Annotated in this window: 15 protein-coding genes; 5 read left to right on the top strand and 10 right to left on the bottom strand. The window is 71.6% G+C overall.

All coding sequences use genetic code 11. The features are described from left to right. Positions 1-59: 59 nt before the first annotated feature. Together ACFY6U_RS28320 and ACFY6U_RS28325 are read left to right on the top strand one after the other, a co-directional pair. A complete protein-coding gene (locus tag ACFY6U_RS28320) occupies positions 60-1,322 on the top strand; it encodes a DUF445 domain-containing protein (protein ID WP_390042971.1) in 1,263 nt (420 codons plus the stop codon). 84 nt (positions 1,323-1,406) lie between these two features. Continuing rightward, entirely contained in the window at positions 1,407-2,891 is a 1,485-nt protein-coding gene (locus ACFY6U_RS28325) for an MFS transporter (protein ID WP_390042662.1), read from the top strand. 48 nt (positions 2,892-2,939) lie between these two features. On the opposite strand, the gene ACFY6U_RS28330 is transcribed toward ACFY6U_RS28325, so the two are convergent. The 4 genes from ACFY6U_RS28330 to ACFY6U_RS28345 all read right to left on the bottom strand — a co-directional run bounded on the left by ACFY6U_RS28330 (position 2,940) and on the right by ACFY6U_RS28345 (position 7,240). Beyond that, on the bottom strand, positions 2,940-3,317 hold the full coding sequence (locus ACFY6U_RS28330) for a cytochrome C oxidase subunit I (protein ID WP_390042664.1): 378 nt from the start codon (positions 3,315-3,317) through the stop codon (positions 2,940-2,942). Further along, positions 3,314-5,008 carry a cytochrome c oxidase subunit I gene (gene ctaD / locus ACFY6U_RS28335; protein ID WP_390042666.1) on the bottom strand — a complete coding sequence of 565 codons (1,695 nt, stop codon included), beginning with the start codon at positions 5,006-5,008 and terminating at the stop codon, positions 3,314-3,316. The genes ACFY6U_RS28330 and ctaD overlap by 4 nt, the downstream gene beginning before the upstream one ends. Before the next feature lie 247 nt (positions 5,009-5,255). Then, positions 5,256-6,674, bottom strand: coding sequence for an alginate lyase family protein (locus ACFY6U_RS28340; RefSeq protein WP_390042668.1), 1,419 nt, complete (start codon positions 6,672-6,674; stop codon positions 5,256-5,258). Between the two features lie 107 nt (positions 6,675-6,781). After that, a complete protein-coding gene (locus ACFY6U_RS28345) occupies positions 6,782-7,240 on the bottom strand; it encodes a hypothetical protein (RefSeq protein WP_390042670.1) in 459 nt (152 codons plus the stop codon). A gap of 144 nt (positions 7,241-7,384) precedes the next feature. On the opposite strand from ACFY6U_RS28345, the gene ACFY6U_RS28350 reads away from it, so the two are divergent. Next, on the top strand, positions 7,385-8,341 hold the full coding sequence (locus ACFY6U_RS28350) for a GlxA family transcriptional regulator (protein WP_390042672.1): 957 nt from the start codon (positions 7,385-7,387) through the stop codon (positions 8,339-8,341). Between the two features lie 174 nt (positions 8,342-8,515). On the opposite strand, the gene ACFY6U_RS28355 is transcribed toward ACFY6U_RS28350, so the two are convergent. From ACFY6U_RS28355 to ACFY6U_RS28370, 4 genes are all read right to left on the bottom strand, one after another. Continuing rightward, the gene (locus ACFY6U_RS28355; RefSeq protein ID WP_390042674.1) at positions 8,516-8,818 is read right to left on the bottom strand and encodes a hypothetical protein; all 303 of its coding nucleotides are present in this window, start codon (positions 8,816-8,818) and stop codon (positions 8,516-8,518) included. A 675-nt stretch (positions 8,819-9,493) separates the two neighbouring features. Continuing rightward, positions 9,494-10,786 carry a hypothetical protein gene (locus ACFY6U_RS28360; protein ID WP_390042676.1) on the bottom strand — a complete coding sequence of 431 codons (1,293 nt, stop codon included), beginning with the start codon at positions 10,784-10,786 and terminating at the stop codon, positions 9,494-9,496. 30 nt (positions 10,787-10,816) lie between these two features. Next, positions 10,817-11,338: a SigE family RNA polymerase sigma factor gene (locus ACFY6U_RS28365; RefSeq protein WP_390042677.1), complete on the bottom strand. Its 522-nt coding sequence runs from the start codon at positions 11,336-11,338 to the stop codon at positions 10,817-10,819. Between the two features lie 145 nt (positions 11,339-11,483). Further along, positions 11,484-12,023 (bottom strand): TetR/AcrR family transcriptional regulator, encoded by a 540-nt coding sequence (locus ACFY6U_RS28370; protein WP_390042973.1) that lies wholly within the window; start codon positions 12,021-12,023, stop codon positions 11,484-11,486. 178 nt (positions 12,024-12,201) lie between these two features. On the opposite strand from ACFY6U_RS28370, the gene ACFY6U_RS28375 reads away from it, so the two are divergent. Next, positions 12,202-13,077 (top strand): SDR family oxidoreductase, encoded by an 876-nt coding sequence (locus ACFY6U_RS28375; protein WP_390042679.1) that lies wholly within the window; start codon positions 12,202-12,204, stop codon positions 13,075-13,077. Between the two features lie 95 nt (positions 13,078-13,172). Here ACFY6U_RS28375 and ACFY6U_RS28380 read toward each other — a convergent pair whose 3' ends face one another. Next, the gene (locus ACFY6U_RS28380; protein WP_390042681.1) at positions 13,173-14,342 is read right to left on the bottom strand and encodes a serine hydrolase domain-containing protein; all 1,170 of its coding nucleotides are present in this window, start codon (positions 14,340-14,342) and stop codon (positions 13,173-13,175) included. Positions 14,343-14,493: 151 nt separating this feature from the next. On the opposite strand from ACFY6U_RS28380, the gene ACFY6U_RS28385 reads away from it, so the two are divergent. Then, positions 14,494-15,198: a Clp protease N-terminal domain-containing protein gene (locus tag ACFY6U_RS28385; protein WP_390042683.1), complete on the top strand. Its 705-nt coding sequence runs from the start codon at positions 14,494-14,496 to the stop codon at positions 15,196-15,198. An 84-nt stretch (positions 15,199-15,282) separates the two neighbouring features. Here ACFY6U_RS28385 and ACFY6U_RS28390 read toward each other — a convergent pair whose 3' ends face one another. Further along, positions 15,283-17,199 (bottom strand): N-acetylmuramoyl-L-alanine amidase, encoded by a 1,917-nt coding sequence (locus ACFY6U_RS28390; RefSeq protein WP_390042685.1) that lies wholly within the window; start codon positions 17,197-17,199, stop codon positions 15,283-15,285. Positions 17,200-17,234 lie beyond the last annotated feature (35 nt).

Genomic DNA, 17,234 nt, shown 5'->3' on the forward strand with positions numbered 1-17,234 from the left:
AGATGGAGGAACGTACGGAAGCGGTGGACCGGGAGTCGGCTGCCCCGTCCTACAAGTCCATGAACGCGTTCACGCCCGCCGACGAGGAGCGCCAGCGCGGCGTCCGGCACATGAAGCGCACGGCCACCGGCCTGCTGCTGCTCGTCGCCCTCGTGTACGCCCTCGCCAAGTGGGCGTCCGGCGCCGGCGCCGGCGCCTGGGCGGACTACGTCGCCGCGGCCGCCGAGGCCGGCATGGTCGGCGCCCTCGCCGACTGGTTCGCGGTGACGGCGATCTTCCGCCACCCCCTCGGCGTGCCCATCCCGCACACCGCGATCATCCCCAGCAAGAAGGACCAGCTCGGCGTCTCGCTCGGCGAGTTCGTCGGCGAGAACTTCCTCTCCCGGGACGTCGTACGCCAGCGCCTGCGCGCCGTCGGCATCGGCAGCCGCCTCGGCGCCTGGCTGGCCGAGCCGAAGAACGCCGACCGGGTCACCGCCGAGCTCGCGACAGCGCTCCGCGGCGCGCTCACCGTGCTGCGGGACTCCGACGTCCAGGCGGTCGTCGGCGAGGCGATCACCCGCCGCGCCGACGCCCAGGAGATCGCCCCCGGTATCGGCAAGATGCTGGAGCGGGTCGTCGCCGACGGCGGCCACAAGCGCGTCGTGGACCTCGTCGTCACCCGGGCCTACGACTGGCTGGTGCTGCACGGCGACTCCGTGATGGACGCCGTCCAGGGCGGCGCCCCCGGCTGGACCCCCCGGTTCGTCGACCGGCGCGTCGGCGAGCGCGTCTACAAGGAGCTGCTCCGCTTCTGCTCCGAGATGCGGGACATGCCCTCCCACCCGGCCCGCGGCGCCCTCGACCGCTTCCTCACGGACTTCGCGAACGACCTCCAGTCCGACACCGACACCCGCGCCCGCGTCGAGCGGCTCAAGGGCGAGGTCCTGGGCCGCGGCGAGGTGCAGGACCTGATCGCGTCCGCCTGGACGGCCGTACGCTCCATGATCGTGGCGGCGGCCGAGGACGAACGCAGCGAGCTGCGGCTGCGCGTCCGCGCCTCCCTGATCTCCCTGGGCGCCCGGATGGCGAAGGAGCCCAAGGTCCAGGACAAGGTCGACAGCTGGGTCGAGGGCGCGGCCGTGCACGTCGTGTCGACCTACCGCAAGGAGATCACCTCCCTGATCACCGACACGGTGGCCGGCTGGGACGCCGAGCACACCACCCGGAAGATCGAGGCGCACATCGGCCGCGACCTGCAGTTCATCCGGATCAACGGCACGGTGGTGGGGTCGCTGGCCGGGGTGCTGATCTTCACGGTGTCGCGAGCGCTGGGAGCGTAGACCGCGCGGGCCGGGGCACCCGAACGGGCGGCTTCGGTTCTGGACTCCCGGGCAAGGAGGCGCGCGTTGGGTACGGCTACGGGCATGGGCGTGGACGAAAGCGGCGGCCGGACGATCACCACCCGCATCCCGGCCCGCCTGGACCGGCTCCCCTGGTCCCGCTGGCACTGGACGATCGTCATCGGCCTCGGCACCGTCTGGATCCTGGACGGCCTGGAGGTCACGGTCGTCGGCAACATCGCGAGCCGCCTCTCCGAACCGGGCAGTGGCCTCGCCATCTCCTCCTCCCAGGTCACCGGCACCGCCGCGGCCCTCTACGTGGCCGGCGCCTGCACCGGCGCCCTCTTCTGGGGCCGCCTGACCGACCGCCACGGCCGCAAGAAGCTCTTCATGATCACCCTGGCGGTCTACCTGGCCGCCACTGCCCTGACCTCGATCTCCTTCGCCCCCTGGTGGTTCTTCACCTTCCGCTTCCTGACCGGCTTCGGCATCGGCGGCGAGTACGCGGCGATCAACTCGGCGATCGACGAGCTGATCCCGGCGTACTACCGCGGCCGCGTCGACCTGATCATCAACGGCAGCTTCTGGGTGGGCGCGGTGGGCGGCTCGCTGCTGTCGATCGTCGCGCTGAACACGGACTTCCTGGCGAAGGACGTCGGCTGGCGCCTGACCTTCGCGCTGGGCGTCGTCCTCGGCCTGGTCATCCTGCTGGTACGGCGCAACGTCCCGGAGAGCCCGCGCTGGCTGCTGATCCACGGCAGGGAACGGGAGGCCGAGGAGATCGTCTCCTCGATCGAGGCGAAGGTGGAGGAGGAGACGGGGAAGCCCCTCCCGGCACCGGAGAGCGAGCTGGTGATCCACCAGCGCGAGAGCGTCACCTTCGCCGAGATCGCCCGCACGGTCTTCCACGACTACCGGCGCCGCGCCGTCCTCGGCTTCTCCCTCTTCATCGGCCAGGCGTTCCTCTACAACGCGATCACCTTCGGCTTCGGCGCGATCCTCACGAAGTTCTTCGACGTGCCGACCGGGGACACCGGCTACTACTTCGTGGTCATCGCCGTCGGCAACTTCCTCGGCCCCCTGCTCCTGGGCAAGCTCTTCGACACGCTGGGCAGGAGGGTGATGATCTCGTCGACATACCTCCTCTCCGGCCTGCTGCTCTTCCTCACGGCGTGGCTGTTCGACCGCGGAGTGCTCACGGCGGGAACGCTGACGGCATGCTGGTGCGCGGTCCTCTTCTTCGCGTCGGCGGGAGCGTCCAGCGCCTACCTGACCGTCTCCGAGATCTTCCCGATGGAGACGCGGGCGATGTCCATCGCGTTCTTCTACGCCCTGGGCACGGCCGCGGGCGGCATCAGCGGCCCCCTGCTCTTCGCCGACCTCACGGGGACGGGCAAGGTGGCCGACACGGTGCTGGCGTTCCAGATCGGGGCGGGCCTGATGTGCGCGGCGGGACTGGTGGCGGCGGCGTGCGCGGTGAACGCGGAACGCCGGTCCCTGGAGGACATCGCGCGTCCGCTGACGGCAGCGGCGGCGGAGAAGGGCGGGCCGACGAAGGCGCCCGCGTAGGAGAGGACTTCCAGCGGCTCACCGGCTCACCGGCTCAGCGGCTCCGGCTCAGCGGCTCAGCGTCACGGCCGTCACCGCCGTCGCCACGAAGGCGACACCCCCGCACACGGCCACCGCCCAGCCCACGCAGCGCGCCCGCAGCCCCCGGTAGCGCCGCTCGTACTCGCCCCGCAGGGACACACACCGGGCGGCGATCCGTTCGAGGTCCTGGCGGGCGCGCCGGAGGCTGTCGTCGACGTAGTGGCGCTCGACCTCGTCGCGCTGGGACGTGGTCAGCCAGTCCATGCGGCCGGTGAACTCCCGCGCCAGCTGTTCGGCCTCGGCGATCCTGGCCTGCCACAACAGGTATCCCTCGACCTGGTTGGCGAGGTCTCCGTCGGCTCCCGGCGGGTGTCCGCCGCCCCTGCGACGTCCCGCCCCGGTCACGTGTGGAGCCTGTGCGCCTCGGACTCGGCCATGGCGAGGTCCGGGTGGTGCAGGTCGAACGCCGGGGACTCGCTGCGGATCCGCGGCAGGGTGACGAAGTTGTGCCGCGGCGGCGGGCAGGAGGTCGCCCACTCCAGGGAGCGGCCGTAGCCCCACGGGTCGTCGACGCCGACCGGCTTGCCGTACCTGGCCGTCTTCCACACGTTGTAGAGGAACGGCAGGATCGACAGGCCGAGCAGGAACGAACCGATCGACGAGACCGTGTTCAGCGTGGTGAAGCCGTCGCTCGCCAGATAGTCGGCGTACCGGCGCGGCATGCCCTCCGCACCCAGCCAGTGCTGGACCAGGAAGGTGCCGTGGAAGCCGACGAACAGCGTCCAGAACGTGATCTTCCCGAGCCGCTCGTCGAGCATCTTGCCCGTCATCTTCGGCCACCAGAAGTGGAAGCCGGAGAACATCGCGAAGACGACCGTACCGAAGACCACGTAGTGGAAGTGGGCCACGACGAAGTACGAGTCGGAGACGTGGAAGTCCAGCGGCGGCGAGGCCAGGATGACACCGGTCAGACCGCCGAACAGGAACGTCACGAGGAAGCCGGCCGCCCACAGCATCGGTGTCTCGAAGGACAGCGAGCCCTTCCACATGGTGCCGATCCAGTTGAAGAACTTCACACCGGTCGGGACCGCGATCAGGAAGGTCATGAAGGAGAAGAACGGCAGCAGCACACCACCGGTGACGTACATGTGGTGGGCCCACACCGTCACGGACAGACCGGCGATCGAGATGGTCGCCGCCACCAGACCCATGTAGCCGAAGACCGGCTTGCGGGAGAAGACCGGGATGACCTCGGTCACGATGCCGAAGAACGGCAGCGCGATGATGTACACCTCCGGGTGGCCGAAGAACCAGAAGAGGTGCTGCCAGAGCAGCGCTCCGCCGTTCGCCGCGTCGAACACGTGGGCACCGAACTTGCGGTCCACCTCCAGCGCGAACAGCGCGGCCGCGAGGACCGGGAAGGCGAACAGGACCAGGGTCGCGGTCAGCAGCACGTTCCACACGAAGATCGGCATCCGGAACATGGTCATGCCGGGGGCCCGCATGCAGATGATCGTGGTGATGAAGTTGACCGCACCGAGGATGGTCCCGAAACCGGAGAAGGCCAGCCCCATGATCCACATGTCGGCGCCGAGGCCCGGCGAGCGGATCGCGTCCGACAGCGGGGAGTAGGCGAACCAGCCGAAGTCGGCCGCGCCCTGCGGGGTGATGAAGCCGCCGACCGCGATGGTCGAGCCGAACAGGTAGAGCCAGTAGGCGAACATGTTCAGCCGCGGGAACGCGACGTCGGGGGCGCCGATCTGGAGCGGCATGATCCAGTTCGTGAAGCCGGCGAACAGCGGCGTCGCGAACATCAGCAGCATCACCGTGCCGTGCATCGTGAACGCCTGGTTGAACTGCTCGTTCGAGATGATCTGCAGGCCGGGCCGGGCGAGCTCGGCGCGCATCAGCAGCGCCATCACGCCACCGATCAGGAAGAACGCGAACGACGTGACCAGATACAGCGTTCCGATCGTCTTGTGGTCGGTGGTGGTCATCCACTTCACCACGACGTTGCCGGGCTGCCGGCCCCGCAGCGGCACCTCGCTGTCGTAGTGGGGGACGGCCGAGGGCTCGGGCTGGTTGAGAACGGTCACCGGTGTGTGTCTCCAGACGCTCGCGGTTCACCCTCCGGCCATCCTGGCGGCTGGGGACCGGGAGAGAGGCCCCTGAGCCGCCCGCATACGGCCGAACGGGCGGCCAGGACCCACGGGTGGAGCAAGCCCCGGGCGTGTCCGGCCGCGCCCCGAAGTGGCGCTGGGGGTACCCCCGGCCGAAGGCTGGGGGAGGAACTGCGCGACCAGCCACGACGGAGCCGCGCCCGAACGACGGCGCACCGCGGCACTACCCCGCCCGGCGCCCTCGCCTCCGAAGCAACAGCAACCCACCCGCCAACGCGGTGACCCCCGTCGCCGCGGCCCACCCGACGACGTCCCCCGACCCGGTGGCGGCAAGGTCGTCGCCCTTGCCCATGGCCGACGGAGACGCCCCCGACACAGGCGCGGACGCCGATGCCGACGCCGCCCCGGATGCCGCCGGACTCGGCGAAACCCGGTCCCGCGTGAACGCCAGCGTCCCGAACCCCAGCTGGTCGTACCCCCCGCTGTTCGGCCCGTAGTCCCCGCCCCCGCCCTCCGGCGCCGCCTTCGCCGCGATCCGGGTGACGTACGTCGCCGACATGCCCCGCCGCTTGGTGTAGTGGTTGGCGATCATCGCCCAGATGGGCCGGATCATCGACGGGTCGACGCCCGCCGCCGCCGTCACCGTCTCACTCCCCGACCACCCTCCGACCGCACCCTTCCGCCGCGTGTTCGCGGTGAACGGCACCTGCCCACCCAGGCTCCACTTGGCGACGTACTGCGCCCCCTTGAGGAACCGGCTGTCGTCGTAGCCGTACAGGTCGATCCCCTGGTTCCACGCCATCTCGCAGAACGTGCCCATCAGGCCGACGCCGAGCAGCGCGTGCCCCTGGTCGCGCCCCGCCTCCAGCCACTCGCCCAGCCCGCCGCCGTCGGTTCCCTCGTCGTCGTACACGACGGGAATCGCGTTCCTGATCGACCCGAGCCCGGCGCCGTGCTTGAAGTAGTCGACCGCGCGGGCGACCTGGGCGCGGTCGTCGCAGAAGATGCCGGTGGCGAGGACGCAGGCCATGTTGGCGAGGTCCCAGTTGGTCCAGTAGTTGGAGACGACGGCGCCGTTGTGCCGGACGAGGAAGTCGTCGCTGACCGCGCCGAAGTTCTTGGCGAGCATCTCCTGGAAGCGGGCCAGCTCGAAGTCCCCGTGGCCGCGGACGAGCTCGGCAGCGTTGGCGAACTGGTAGCCGTACAGCCCGGCGGCCAGGAACCGGTCGGCGGAACCGTTGACCGCGGTGAGGGTGGCGGACCAGGCGTTGAGGACGGCCACCGCGGTGTCGGCGTACGCGCTCTCGCCGGTCACGTGGTAGCGCAGGGCGTTCTGGTACGCGGCGTGGATGTCGTTGTAGAGGAGCGAGTAGTTCTCCGGGGTGCCCGACCCCCGGTACACGACGGCCTGCGGCCGCGCCTGCCAGCCGCTCTGCGCGTGCCGGTTGGCCGTGAGCCTGGCGAACCCGGCCGTGTAGGGCGCGGCGCCCGCCTTCACCTTCGCGGCCATCCGGTCGAGGTCGGTACGCGTGTGCAGCAGGCCGGGATGGGCGAAGGCTCCCGTTCCGGCCCCGGCGGCGACTGCGGGCGCGGCCGCGCCCACCGCGGCGATCCCCGCGGCCGCGCCCGAGGCCTTCACCATGCTCCGGCGGCTGATCTGTCGAGTCACGTGCATGCCCCGGGAGACGGGCCCGCCCGCCCCCCGATAACAGAAAACCGGCAGTCGGGTACGACGCTCCGGTACGGCGCTCAGGCGCCGGTCGTCGACCCCGGCCGCACGATCATCAGCACCGTCACGGCGGCCCAGAGGAGGTTGAACACCCCGGTGAACATGGCCAGTCGGACGGTCGTCTGCCGCGTGCCGGCACCCGCGCCGGCCTCCACCAGTGCGCTCTGCCGGGGCAGTACCAGTGCGGCGAGGACGAGTGCGGCGAGTGCGGTGAGCGCGATCGACGTGATCAGCCAGGCGCTGCCCAGCACGTGCATGGTGCTCGCCGTGGCGAACCCGAACACGGGGACGACGACGCCGACGACGGCGTACACCCGGCATATCCGGTGCAGCAGCTGGACGGTCTCGGCGGCCCGGACGTCGTCCGGTGCCTCGATGGCGCGCCGGGCGGCCGGCGGGAACATGCTGGCGGCGACGGTGACGGGACCGATCGCGACGATCGCCGCGAGGACATGGACGGCGAGGAGGAACTTGGTCACGGCGACGACCGTATGCGGGCGGATGATCGCGCAGAAGCGGCGATACTGACACCCTTCAACGGATTCTCGCCAGGAAACCCCGGCACGCGCACCGGAACCATCCCCGTGATTGGCGGCAACCCGTCGACCGACTACGTTCCTGCCATGCACACCGTCGCCGTACTCGTCCTGGACCAGGTCATCCCGTCCGACTTCACCGTGCCGATCGACACCTTCGGCTGGGCCCGGCTGCCCGACGGCCGGGACGCCTACCGGGTGCGGGTGTGCGGGCCGGCGGCCGAGGTGACGGCGGCGGGCGGCGCGTTCACGATCAAGGCGCCGTACGGGCTGGACGCGCTGGCCGAGGCGGACACGGTCATCGTGCCGGGCGTCGCGGATCCCGCCTGTGTCCTGCCGCCCGAGGTCGCCGACGCCCTGCGCGCGGCGGCGGCGAACGGCACGCGGATCGCGTCGGTCTGCGTCGGGGCGTTCGTCCTCGCGGCCACCGGCCTGCTGGACGGCCTGCGCGCCACCACGCACTGGGCCGCGGCCGACACCCTGGCCGCGCTGCACCCGTCCGTCGACGTCGACCCGAACGTCCTGTACGTCGACAACGGCCAGTTCCTGACCTCGGCGGGCGCGGCGGCGGCCATGGACGTGTGCCTGCACATGATCCGCAGGGATCACGGCTCGGCGGTCGCCGCGCACGCCGCCCGGATGTCGGTCATGCCGCTGGAACGGGAGGGCGGCCAGGCCCAGTTCATCGTCCACGACCAGCCACCGGCCCCGGCCGGCGCGACCCTGGAGCCGCTCCTGGCCTGGCTGGAGGACAACTGTGACCGTGATCTGACCCTGGACGAGGTCGCGGCACAGGCCGGTATGAGCACCCGTACCCTCAACCGGCGCTTCCGCGACCAGACCGGCACGACCCCGCTGCAGTGGCTGCACCGGGCCCGGGTGCGCCGGGCCCAGCACCTGCTGGAGACCACCGCCCACCCCGTCGAACGCATCGCGAGCCAGTCGGGCTTCGGCTCCCCGACGGCGTTCCGCGAACGCTTCAGGCGAGTGGTCGGCACCAGCCCCCAGGCCTACCGCCGGGCCTTCCGCACCTCCGACGCATAGCGCTCCGCTGGGAGGTCGTCGTTCGTCCGCGGCGCCGTCATGGCTGGTCGCGCAGTTCCTCCCCCAGCCTTCGGCCGGGGGTACCCCCAGCGCCCCTTTGGGGCGCTACGCCGCCCCCACCTCCCCGCCCCTTTGGGGCGCTACGCCGCCCCCACGTCCCGCCCCTTTGGGGCGCTACGCCCGGCGGTCCGCGACGGCCCAGGATGCCAGTGCCACCGCGCCCGCCACGCCGAAGACGGACGGCCAGGCGCCGACCTTCTTGGCCAGCGGGTGCGATCCGGCGAACGCGGCGACGTACGCGGCGGACAGTGCCCCGGCCGCCTTCCCGCCCGCCCGCTGCCGCCACTGCTGAGCGGCCGCGGCCCCGGCGACGGCCAGCACGGCCCCGCCCAGCGGCCGCTTCCTGGTCCAGCGTGCGACGCCGTACCCTCCGACGAGCCCACCCGCGGCGATCACCGAACTGGGAACCCTGGCCATGCCTGTCTCCTTCTGGACGGATCGCAGGCCGGACCTCTGCCCGGATCTCTGCCTGGATTTCCCGAGGCTAACGCGGAGACGGGTGCGCCGAGCGGACTTGAGTCGCCCCGGATCAACTCTCCTCGGCTCGACAGGTGGCCTCCCGGTCGACGGACCCGACGCCGTCCAGGGCCGCCGGCGCCGGGATCCGGTCCTCGGCCGGGGACGGTGCCCGTCAGGGCGCCCGGCAGCGGCTGCTCCCCGGTGACGGTGAGTCCGGCGTGCCGCAGCCTCGCCACCACCTCGGCGAACCGGTCGGGATCGACGGAGACTGCCTTTCCGCGCTGTGCTGTCTCCTGCTCTACGGCGATCGCCGTGTGTCCGTGCACCGCCGGTCGTCAGGATGCGGACATGCGTCACCGATGCGCGGTCGGGTTCGATGTGCGGGGCGGATCTGCCGGGTACCGATGACTCGTCGCGCGTGGGGGCGGATCCGCCGTGTACCGGAGAGCCGTCCTCGCCCCCGTACGATCGGCCCGTACCACAGCGGCGCCTCTTCCACGCTCTCGCCACCTGCGACGACGCGCAACTCCGGGGCGTGTGACGTGGTTGAACTCGCGATGGGGGAAGGGGGGTTCAAGTTGCTCCGTCAACCACGGCGGCGACGGCCACTCAGGGCAGGACGGCACCCACGAGCTAGGACCGCCACTTGGTGCTGAGCGCGATGGCGCGCAGCTGCTTCATGGTCAGGGCCGGGGCGGTGCGGGTCGCGGCGGTCTGCTGGGAGCCGGAGTTGAAGGCGCTGATCACCACGCGGAAGCCGTCGGTGCGCAGGGTGTCGACGGTCCACATGACGACCCCGGCGCCGCCCTTCTCCCCGGGCTGCTTCTTCTCGGCGACCCTGGTCCCGTCGGCGAGCGTCTCGGACCCGGCCCCGAACAACTGACCCGCGACATCGGACATGTCCGGCTGCACGTTGATCTGGACGAGACTCCGCCCCTTGCCGTCGTCCACGACGACGTACGTGAACTGGGCGTCGTCGTCGCTCCCGTGCGCCACCACCTTCAGCCCCTTCGGGACGAGTGAGGTCAGGGTCTTCCGGATCGCCCCGCCGTCCTCCTGGGCCGCGGGGGGTTCCTGGGTCTGCCGGGGATCCTCCGGGATGGCGTCTACGACCCCGCGCCACTCCTGCGCGGCCGCCAGCTTCTTCAACTGAGCGGCCGACAGCGGCGGTTCGTCCCGGCTGACCGGCGCGTCCTTCTCGGCGGCGGCGTTCCACTCGCTGACGGAGACGTGATGGCCGTCCGGGGTGACGAGGTTCGCCGTCCAGAGCTTGGTGTCCACCCGCCGGTCCGGGTACTCGTACCCCTTCACGACGGTGACGACGGACGCGTCGGGCAGATGACTGGTGCTGCAACTGTCGTACGGCGTGTAGACCTTGTCCGGGCACCGGACGGCCTGCCGGGCGTCGGACCCGCCCGGCAGCACCCGGTTCACGGCGACGCTGACGGCGGCGGGGCCCTGCCCGTCGTCGAACACGACCTGCGCGTACGGCGCCGCGAGCGGCTCGCTCGGGTCGACGCCCCGCCCCTCCGCCTTGCCGAACTTCCCCTCGGGCAGCAGCTTCTCCAGCATGCTGATCATGTCGTCCGAGGTGACGGCGCGGTCGGTGGGGGAGACCGTGGGGTGCGGGGTGGTGCGCACGGCGGAGGGGGACCGTTCGGACGGCGCCCCGCTCCAGGGCACCAGCAGCGCCCCGCCGACCCCGGCGAGCGCGACCCCGGCCGCGCCGCCCAGCAGGGTCGTCCGCCGCCGCAGCCGTAGCCGCCGCCCCCGCACCGTACCGCCGGCGACGAGCGCGCCCCGGTCGGCGTCGAAGGTGTCCCCGGCGTCGTGCAGTGCGGCGGAGAGCCGCACCTCGAAGGCATCGCCGTGACTGTTGTCGCTGTTGCTGCTGTCGCTGTCGTTGTACTGCCGCTCCACGGGCATGACGAACCACCGTCTCCACAAAGGTTGATGTCAGGGGCGGGCGTACTCGGCGAGGTCCTCGCCCAGCAGCTCGCGCAACCGCCCGAGGGCGCGCACGCACCGCGTACGGACCGCGGCCGAGCTCATGTTGAGGGCGTCCGCGGTCTCGTGCACCGACCGGTCCTCCCAGTACCGCAGCACGACGACGGCCCGGTCCTTGGCGGGCAGCCGCGCCAGCGCGTCGAGGAGGGTCAGCCGCAGCGAAGGGTCGGCGCCCCCGATACCGGCGCCGGTGTCGGCCAGTTCGGGGAACGAGTCCCTGGCCCGCTCCCTGCTGCTGAACCGCCGTCGGTGGGCGAGGAAGGTCCGGGTGAGGACGGTCTGCGCGTACCCGGCGGGGTTCTCGGCGCGGGAGACCCGGCCCCAGCGGACGTAGATCCGCCCGAGGGCCTCCTGCACCAGGTCCTCCGCGAGGTAGGTGTCCCCGGCGGTGAGCAGACAGGCGGACCGGTACAGATGCCCGGCCCGCGCCGCGGCGAACTCGGCGTAGTCCTCCCCAGCCCTCTGACTCATCCGCAAGCTCTCCCCGCTTCCCGGTCCCCGACCCCGCCCCCGGCCCGGCGCTCTGCCGTTCCACCTCACTGATGCGGTGGGCCGGGGGAAATGTTTCAAAGAATTCTCAGGGGAGGCTCATTGGCTGCCGCCCGCACCGCCGTCGTCACCGCAGTGAGCCGAGCCAGTCGAGGAGACGGGCGCCTTCGCGGGTCATGACGTCCGGGTCGCGCAGGGCGTTGGCCAGCAGCGACATGCCCTGGTAGCCGGAGACGAGGGTGAGGGCCAGGTCGTCCGGGTCGTCCGGGCCGGACAGCCGCATCTCGCGGAACTGACGTGCCGCCCAGTCCAGCAGCCGCCGGATCACCGCGCCGGCCTCCGCGTCGAGGGTCCCGTCGCCGCGCTTGCCGAGCTCGGCGGCCAGGGTGCCGGTGGGGCAGCCGTACCGGGCGGCGACGTCACGCTGCTCGACCCACGCCTCCACCAGCGCCCTGAGCCGGTCGCGCGGGTCGGGCAACTGGTCGAGGCGGGCCGTGAGTTCGTCGAGGTGCGCGGTGTGTTCGCCGAGCGCGGCCCGGACCAGCTCGTCCTTGGTCTTGAAGTAGTAGTAGACGTTCCCGACCGGGACGTCGGCCTCCCGGGCGATGTCCGCGAGGGTGGTGCGCTCGACGCCCTGCTCGTGCAGGACCCGGGCGGCGGCCGCCATCAGCCGCTGCCGCTTCTGCGACGCCCGCACCCACCGGTCCACTGAGTTGGTCACCCAACTCACTATAGACAACCGGGGAGTCGCCCGTGCTAGCGTCTGAGCCAGCCGACTAAGTCAGCCAGCTAACTAACTCGCCTGGCGACCACCTCGCAGGCGACTGACTCGCAGGGGGAAACTGATGATCACCGTGACGGGCGCGACCGGCACCATCGGCCGGACGCTGGTGGACCTGCTGACCGAGGCGGGCGAGGAGGTGGTGGCGGTGTCCCGGCACCCCCGGCAGGCCTCGTCCGCCGCCCCCGGCGTCCGGTGGGCCGAGGGCCATGTCGGGGACGCGGCGAGCATGCGGGCGCCCCTGACCGGGGCCCAGGCCCTGTTCATCGTCCTGGGCGGCGCACTCAACGCCTTCGGCGAGAACCCGGAGCTGCTGCTGCGGACGGCCACGGACGCCGGCGTCGAACGCGTCGTCCTGGTCTCCTCCCAGGTCAGCGCGACCCGCCCACAGGCGTCCTCGCACGCCCGCCTGCGCGAGTTCGAGGCGGCGGTACGCGCATCGGGCCTCGGCTTCACGATCCTGCGCCCCGGCGGCTTCGCCTCCAACGCCTTCGCCTGGGCCGACACGATCCGCACCAAGCGCACGGTCTTCGCCCCCTTCGCCGACGTGGCCCTCCCGGTCGTGGACCCGGCGGACATCGCGGCGGTGGCGGCGAAGGCGCTCCGCTCGCCCCGCGAGCAGGGCGGAGACGGCGAGGGCGGTCACGGGGGCCGCGTCTACGAGCTGACCGGCCCGGAACCGATCAGCCCCCGTCAGCAGGCGGCGGTCATCTCCGCGGCGCTGGGCGAGGAGGTGACGTTCGTGGAGCTTTCGCGCGAGGAGGCCCACGCGGCCATGGCGCGCTTCATGCCGGAGGAGGCGGTCGCGGGCACGCTGGACGTCCTCGGCGCGCCGCTTCCGGCGGAGTCGAGGGTCAGCACGGACGTGGCGACCGTGCTGGGCCGCCCGGCGGGCGGGTTCGCGGGATGGGTCGGCCGCAACCTGCCGGCGTTCCGGTAAGCGGACGGAAGGCGTCCTGGCCGCACGGTGTTCCGTGTGCGGCCAGGCCACCTTCCACCCGCCGCGCTCGCTCCCCCTCCGCCGCACTCACCCGGTCACAGCGCGGCCCGCACCGCCTCGACGAGCGCGGACGCCCGCACGTCCTCCGCACCCTCGACGATGCTGTTCATGACGTACCCGAAGGCGATGCCGTGCTCGGGGTCGGCGAAGCCCAGCGAGCCGCCGCGCCCGGGATGCCCGAAGGCACGGGGACCGGTGAGCGGGTTGGTCTCGACGGGCAGCATGTACCCGGAGGCGAACCGGACCGGGAACATGATGACCCTGTCCACCCCGCCGGCCTGCTCCGCGGTCGCCGACGCGAGCGTCTCCGGGCTGAACAGCCGTACCCCGTCCACCTCCCCGATCAGCGCCGCGTACATCCGCGCGAGGCCGCGCGCGGTGCCGATCCCGTTGGAGGCGGGCAGCTCCGCGGCCTGCACCTCGGCCGAGTTGAAGTCGATCTCGGCGGGGTCGGTGACGGCGAACGCCCGGTTGCTCAACGACTCCGGATCCTGCAGCGCCGCGACGAACTCCCGCGCCTCCGGCGGCACCAGGTCCAGCGGTACGGTGCTCAGATCGACCTCCGGCTTCGGGTACACCATCCGGCTGACCCGCCCGCGCTCGGCCGCCGGCAGCCCGATGAAGAAGTCCAGGTCCAGCGGCCCGGCGACCTCCTCGGCGAAGAACCGCCCCGGGGTGCGTCCGGATACCCGCCGTACGACCTCCCCGACCAGCCATCCGAAGGTCCGCCCGTGGTACCCGTGCGCGGTCCCCGGCTCCCACTCCGGCCGCTGCACGGCGAGCGCGTCGGCCATCGGCTGCCAGCGCAGCGCATCCGCCAACGGCACGGGCGGCCGGACCGTGACCACCCCGGCCCGGTGCGACAGCAGCCACCGCACCGGGATCTCCGCCTTCCCCGCCGCCCCGAACTCCGGCCAGTAGCGGGTCACCGGAGCATCGAGGTCCAACTCCCCGCGCTGGGCCAGCAGATGGGCCACGGTGGCGGTGGCCCCCTTGGTCGCGGAGTACACCAGCTGCAAGGTGTCCCGCTCCCACTCCCGCCCGGTCCCCGGATCCGCCACCCCGCCCCACAGATCCACCACGGGCCGCCCGTCCCGGTACACGCAGACGGCGGCCCCGACATCCCCCCGCTCCTCAAAGTTGGCGCGGAACGCGTCCCGCACACCTTCGAACCCGTCGGCCACTTCCCCGTGGATGGTCGTCATGCCCTCATCCTGGCACTGGGCCGTCCGGACCCGGCCCCCGCGCCGGGGCTCATCGGCCGCATACCGCAGGCGAGTTGGAGGCGCAGAGGATGTCGGCCGAAATCGTCAATTACAGATTGACGGCGAGGGATCGTCAATTTAAAGTTGACGCATGAGCCCACTCGACATCAGTCTTGCCGACCTGATCGCCCGACTCGACGAGGAACTCCCCGAAGCCGGCGAACTGGCCCGCATCAGCGAGGCCCGACTGCGCGCCCAGACCCTGTCCGACCTCGGTGACCAGCTCATCGACCACTACGTCAGCAAGGCCAAGCAGACCGGCGCGTCGTGGACCGAGATCGGCGACGCCATCGGTGTGTCCAAGCAGGCCGCGCAACAGCGCCACGCACCCGCCCCGTTCGAGCGGTTCACCGACCTGAACCGGCACGGCATCGTGCTGGCCCAGGAGGCCGCCCGGACGCACAAGCACGACTCCATCGGCACCGAACACCTCCTGCTCGGCCTGCTCGGCGAACCGCGCGGCCTCGGGTACGAGCTGCTGCTCGCGAAAACCGAGTCCGAGCAGCCCGTCCGCGACGCCGTCCGCGAAGCCCTCCCGCCGGCCGGGAGGAAGGCGCCCCGAGGTCACATCCCGTTCCACGCGCAGAGCAAGGAGGTCATCGACCAGGCCCGCCGCGCCTCGTCCGACCTCGGCCACGACTGGGTCGGCACCGAACACACCCTGCTGGGCCTGATCCGCGTCGCGGAGAGCCCGGCCGCCCGGATCCTCCGCAACCTCGGCTTCACGTCGGAGGACCTGCACGAGACCGTCAAGACCGAGATCACCAGGCGGCTCGCCGCACGCGACGACCGCTGACGCAAACGAAAGGTGCCCGGGAGACCGTAACCTCCCGGGCACCACATGCGCGTGCGTGCGCCGGTCCGCGTCCGACGGGTGCCGTCAGCCGTCCGTCGCCGTGACGTCCGAGGCGTACACCAGGGCGACCCGGTGGTTGTACTGGATGGTGTACATCGCCTTGGCGCCGGTGACGACCGTGCCGCTGGACGGGAAGAAGTCGTCCGTGAGCGACGGCGCCGTGGTGGCCACGTACGCCTGACCGGCCGGGACGGTGTACATGCTCAACGGGGCCTGCGTGGAGGGCGACAGACCCGCGGGGTACTCGGAGGCGTCCGGGTAGCTGGAGCCGTACACCGCCACCGCCGAGTCGCCGGCCGCCGAGATCACCTTCACCCCGTGGGCGGGCGCGGTGTTGCAGCCGTGCGGGTTGTAGAACCACACCTTCGAGCCGCTGTACCAGATCGCGGTCCAGTCGCCGTCCCTGTCGGCCACGACGAACTGCTGCCCGGCCGCAGCCGTGCTGCCCCAGTCGTTGATCCGGTCGGTACCGGCCGCACCCGGGTGCAGCGCCTGGTCCCCGAAGAGGGGAGCGGTCTCGCTCGGTTCGGTCCGCAGGTAGACGAAGTCCGACGGCTGCTGCGTCTCGGTGCACGCGGTGGTGGCACCGGTCGGGTCGTCGGAGGGGCAGATCTGCACGGTCTGCAGGTTGTCGTCGAACCGCGGGGCGATGGTCACCACCGAGCCGACGGGCCCGACGCCGTGCCGCCCGGTGTGCACCCCGAGCAGGCTCATGAGGTGGTTCCAGTCCCAGGACGGGCCCGGGTCCCAGTGCATGCCGGAGACGAGGGAGGACTTCGGCCCGGCGACGTTGTCGTGGCCGATGATGTGCTGCCGGTCCAGAGGTATGTCGAACCGCTCGGCCAGGTACTTCACCAGGTCGGCCGTGGCCTCGTACTCCGCCTCGGTGTACCAGGTGGCACCGTGCGCGGCGTAGCCCTCGTGCTCGATGCCGATCGAGTGCATGTTGGTCGAGTAGTTGCCCGCGTGGAAGGCGAGGTCCTTCGTCGGCACCATCTGCGTCACCGCGCCGTCCGAGGACCGCATGACGTAGTGCGCGGCGGACCCGCCCGGCTGCGTGAAGAGGTTGACGGCCGCGTCGTACGACGTCTCCGTGTCGTGTATGACGATGCTGTCGATCCGGATGCCGTTGGCGGGCCGGTTGGAGACCTGGCCGTTGGACGCGGCCGCCGGAACGAAGGTGCACGCGACCGTGGCCGGGCACTCGGTGTCGGTGGTCGCGGCCGACTTCAGGTCCAGGGCGTTCAACTGCCCGCTGTCCGCGACGACATCGCTGTCGGCCGCCAGGCGCACGCGCTCACCGTCGGCCGTGGTCCGCCCGGCACCCTTCTTGATGGTGGCGAACACGCGACCGGCGAAGACAGCGGCCCCCTGCCGCTCGCTGGCCTGGCTGTAACGGGCCACGGCCCCGTACCAGTCACCGGGATCCGCGGACACGGAACCGGCCACGGCCTTCTGATAAGAGGCGAGCAGCGCCGCACCCCCGCGGATGTTCGCCGCCGGATCGCTGCGCAACTCCTCCGCCGACAGACCGGTCAGCTTCGCGGCGGCCTCAACGGTGTGCAGGGCCGGACCGGCGGCCATCTGCTTCAGGTTGCTGCGCCCCGCCGCCCCCGCGTCGCCACCGGCCATCATCGCCGGAGTCACGTCCGTGAGATGCATCGGCCCGAACCCGCCGTCGGTGCTGTGCTGCCCGGCGTGCGTGTCCCACGCCGACTCCTGGTACGCCACCGCCAGCAGCACCTGACGCGGCACGTGATACGCGTCGGCAGCGGCCGCGAAGTCCTGCTGCAGCGTGGTCGCGCTGTCCGCGGCCCCGCCGTCCGCCAGCGCCGGCACGGCCGCCCCACCCGCGACAGCGAGCGCGGCGACGGCGGTCAACAGAGCCGGACGGCGACGTCTCGACACGTCGTCCCCACGTCTGGAATTGCTTGTGCTCATGAAAAAGTCCCCGAACCTCGGAGGATCAGATGGCG

It is taken from the genome of Streptomyces sp. NPDC013157 (assembly GCF_042899865.1).
In the GTDB taxonomy this organism is placed as follows: domain Bacteria; phylum Actinomycetota; class Actinomycetes; order Streptomycetales; family Streptomycetaceae; genus Streptomyces.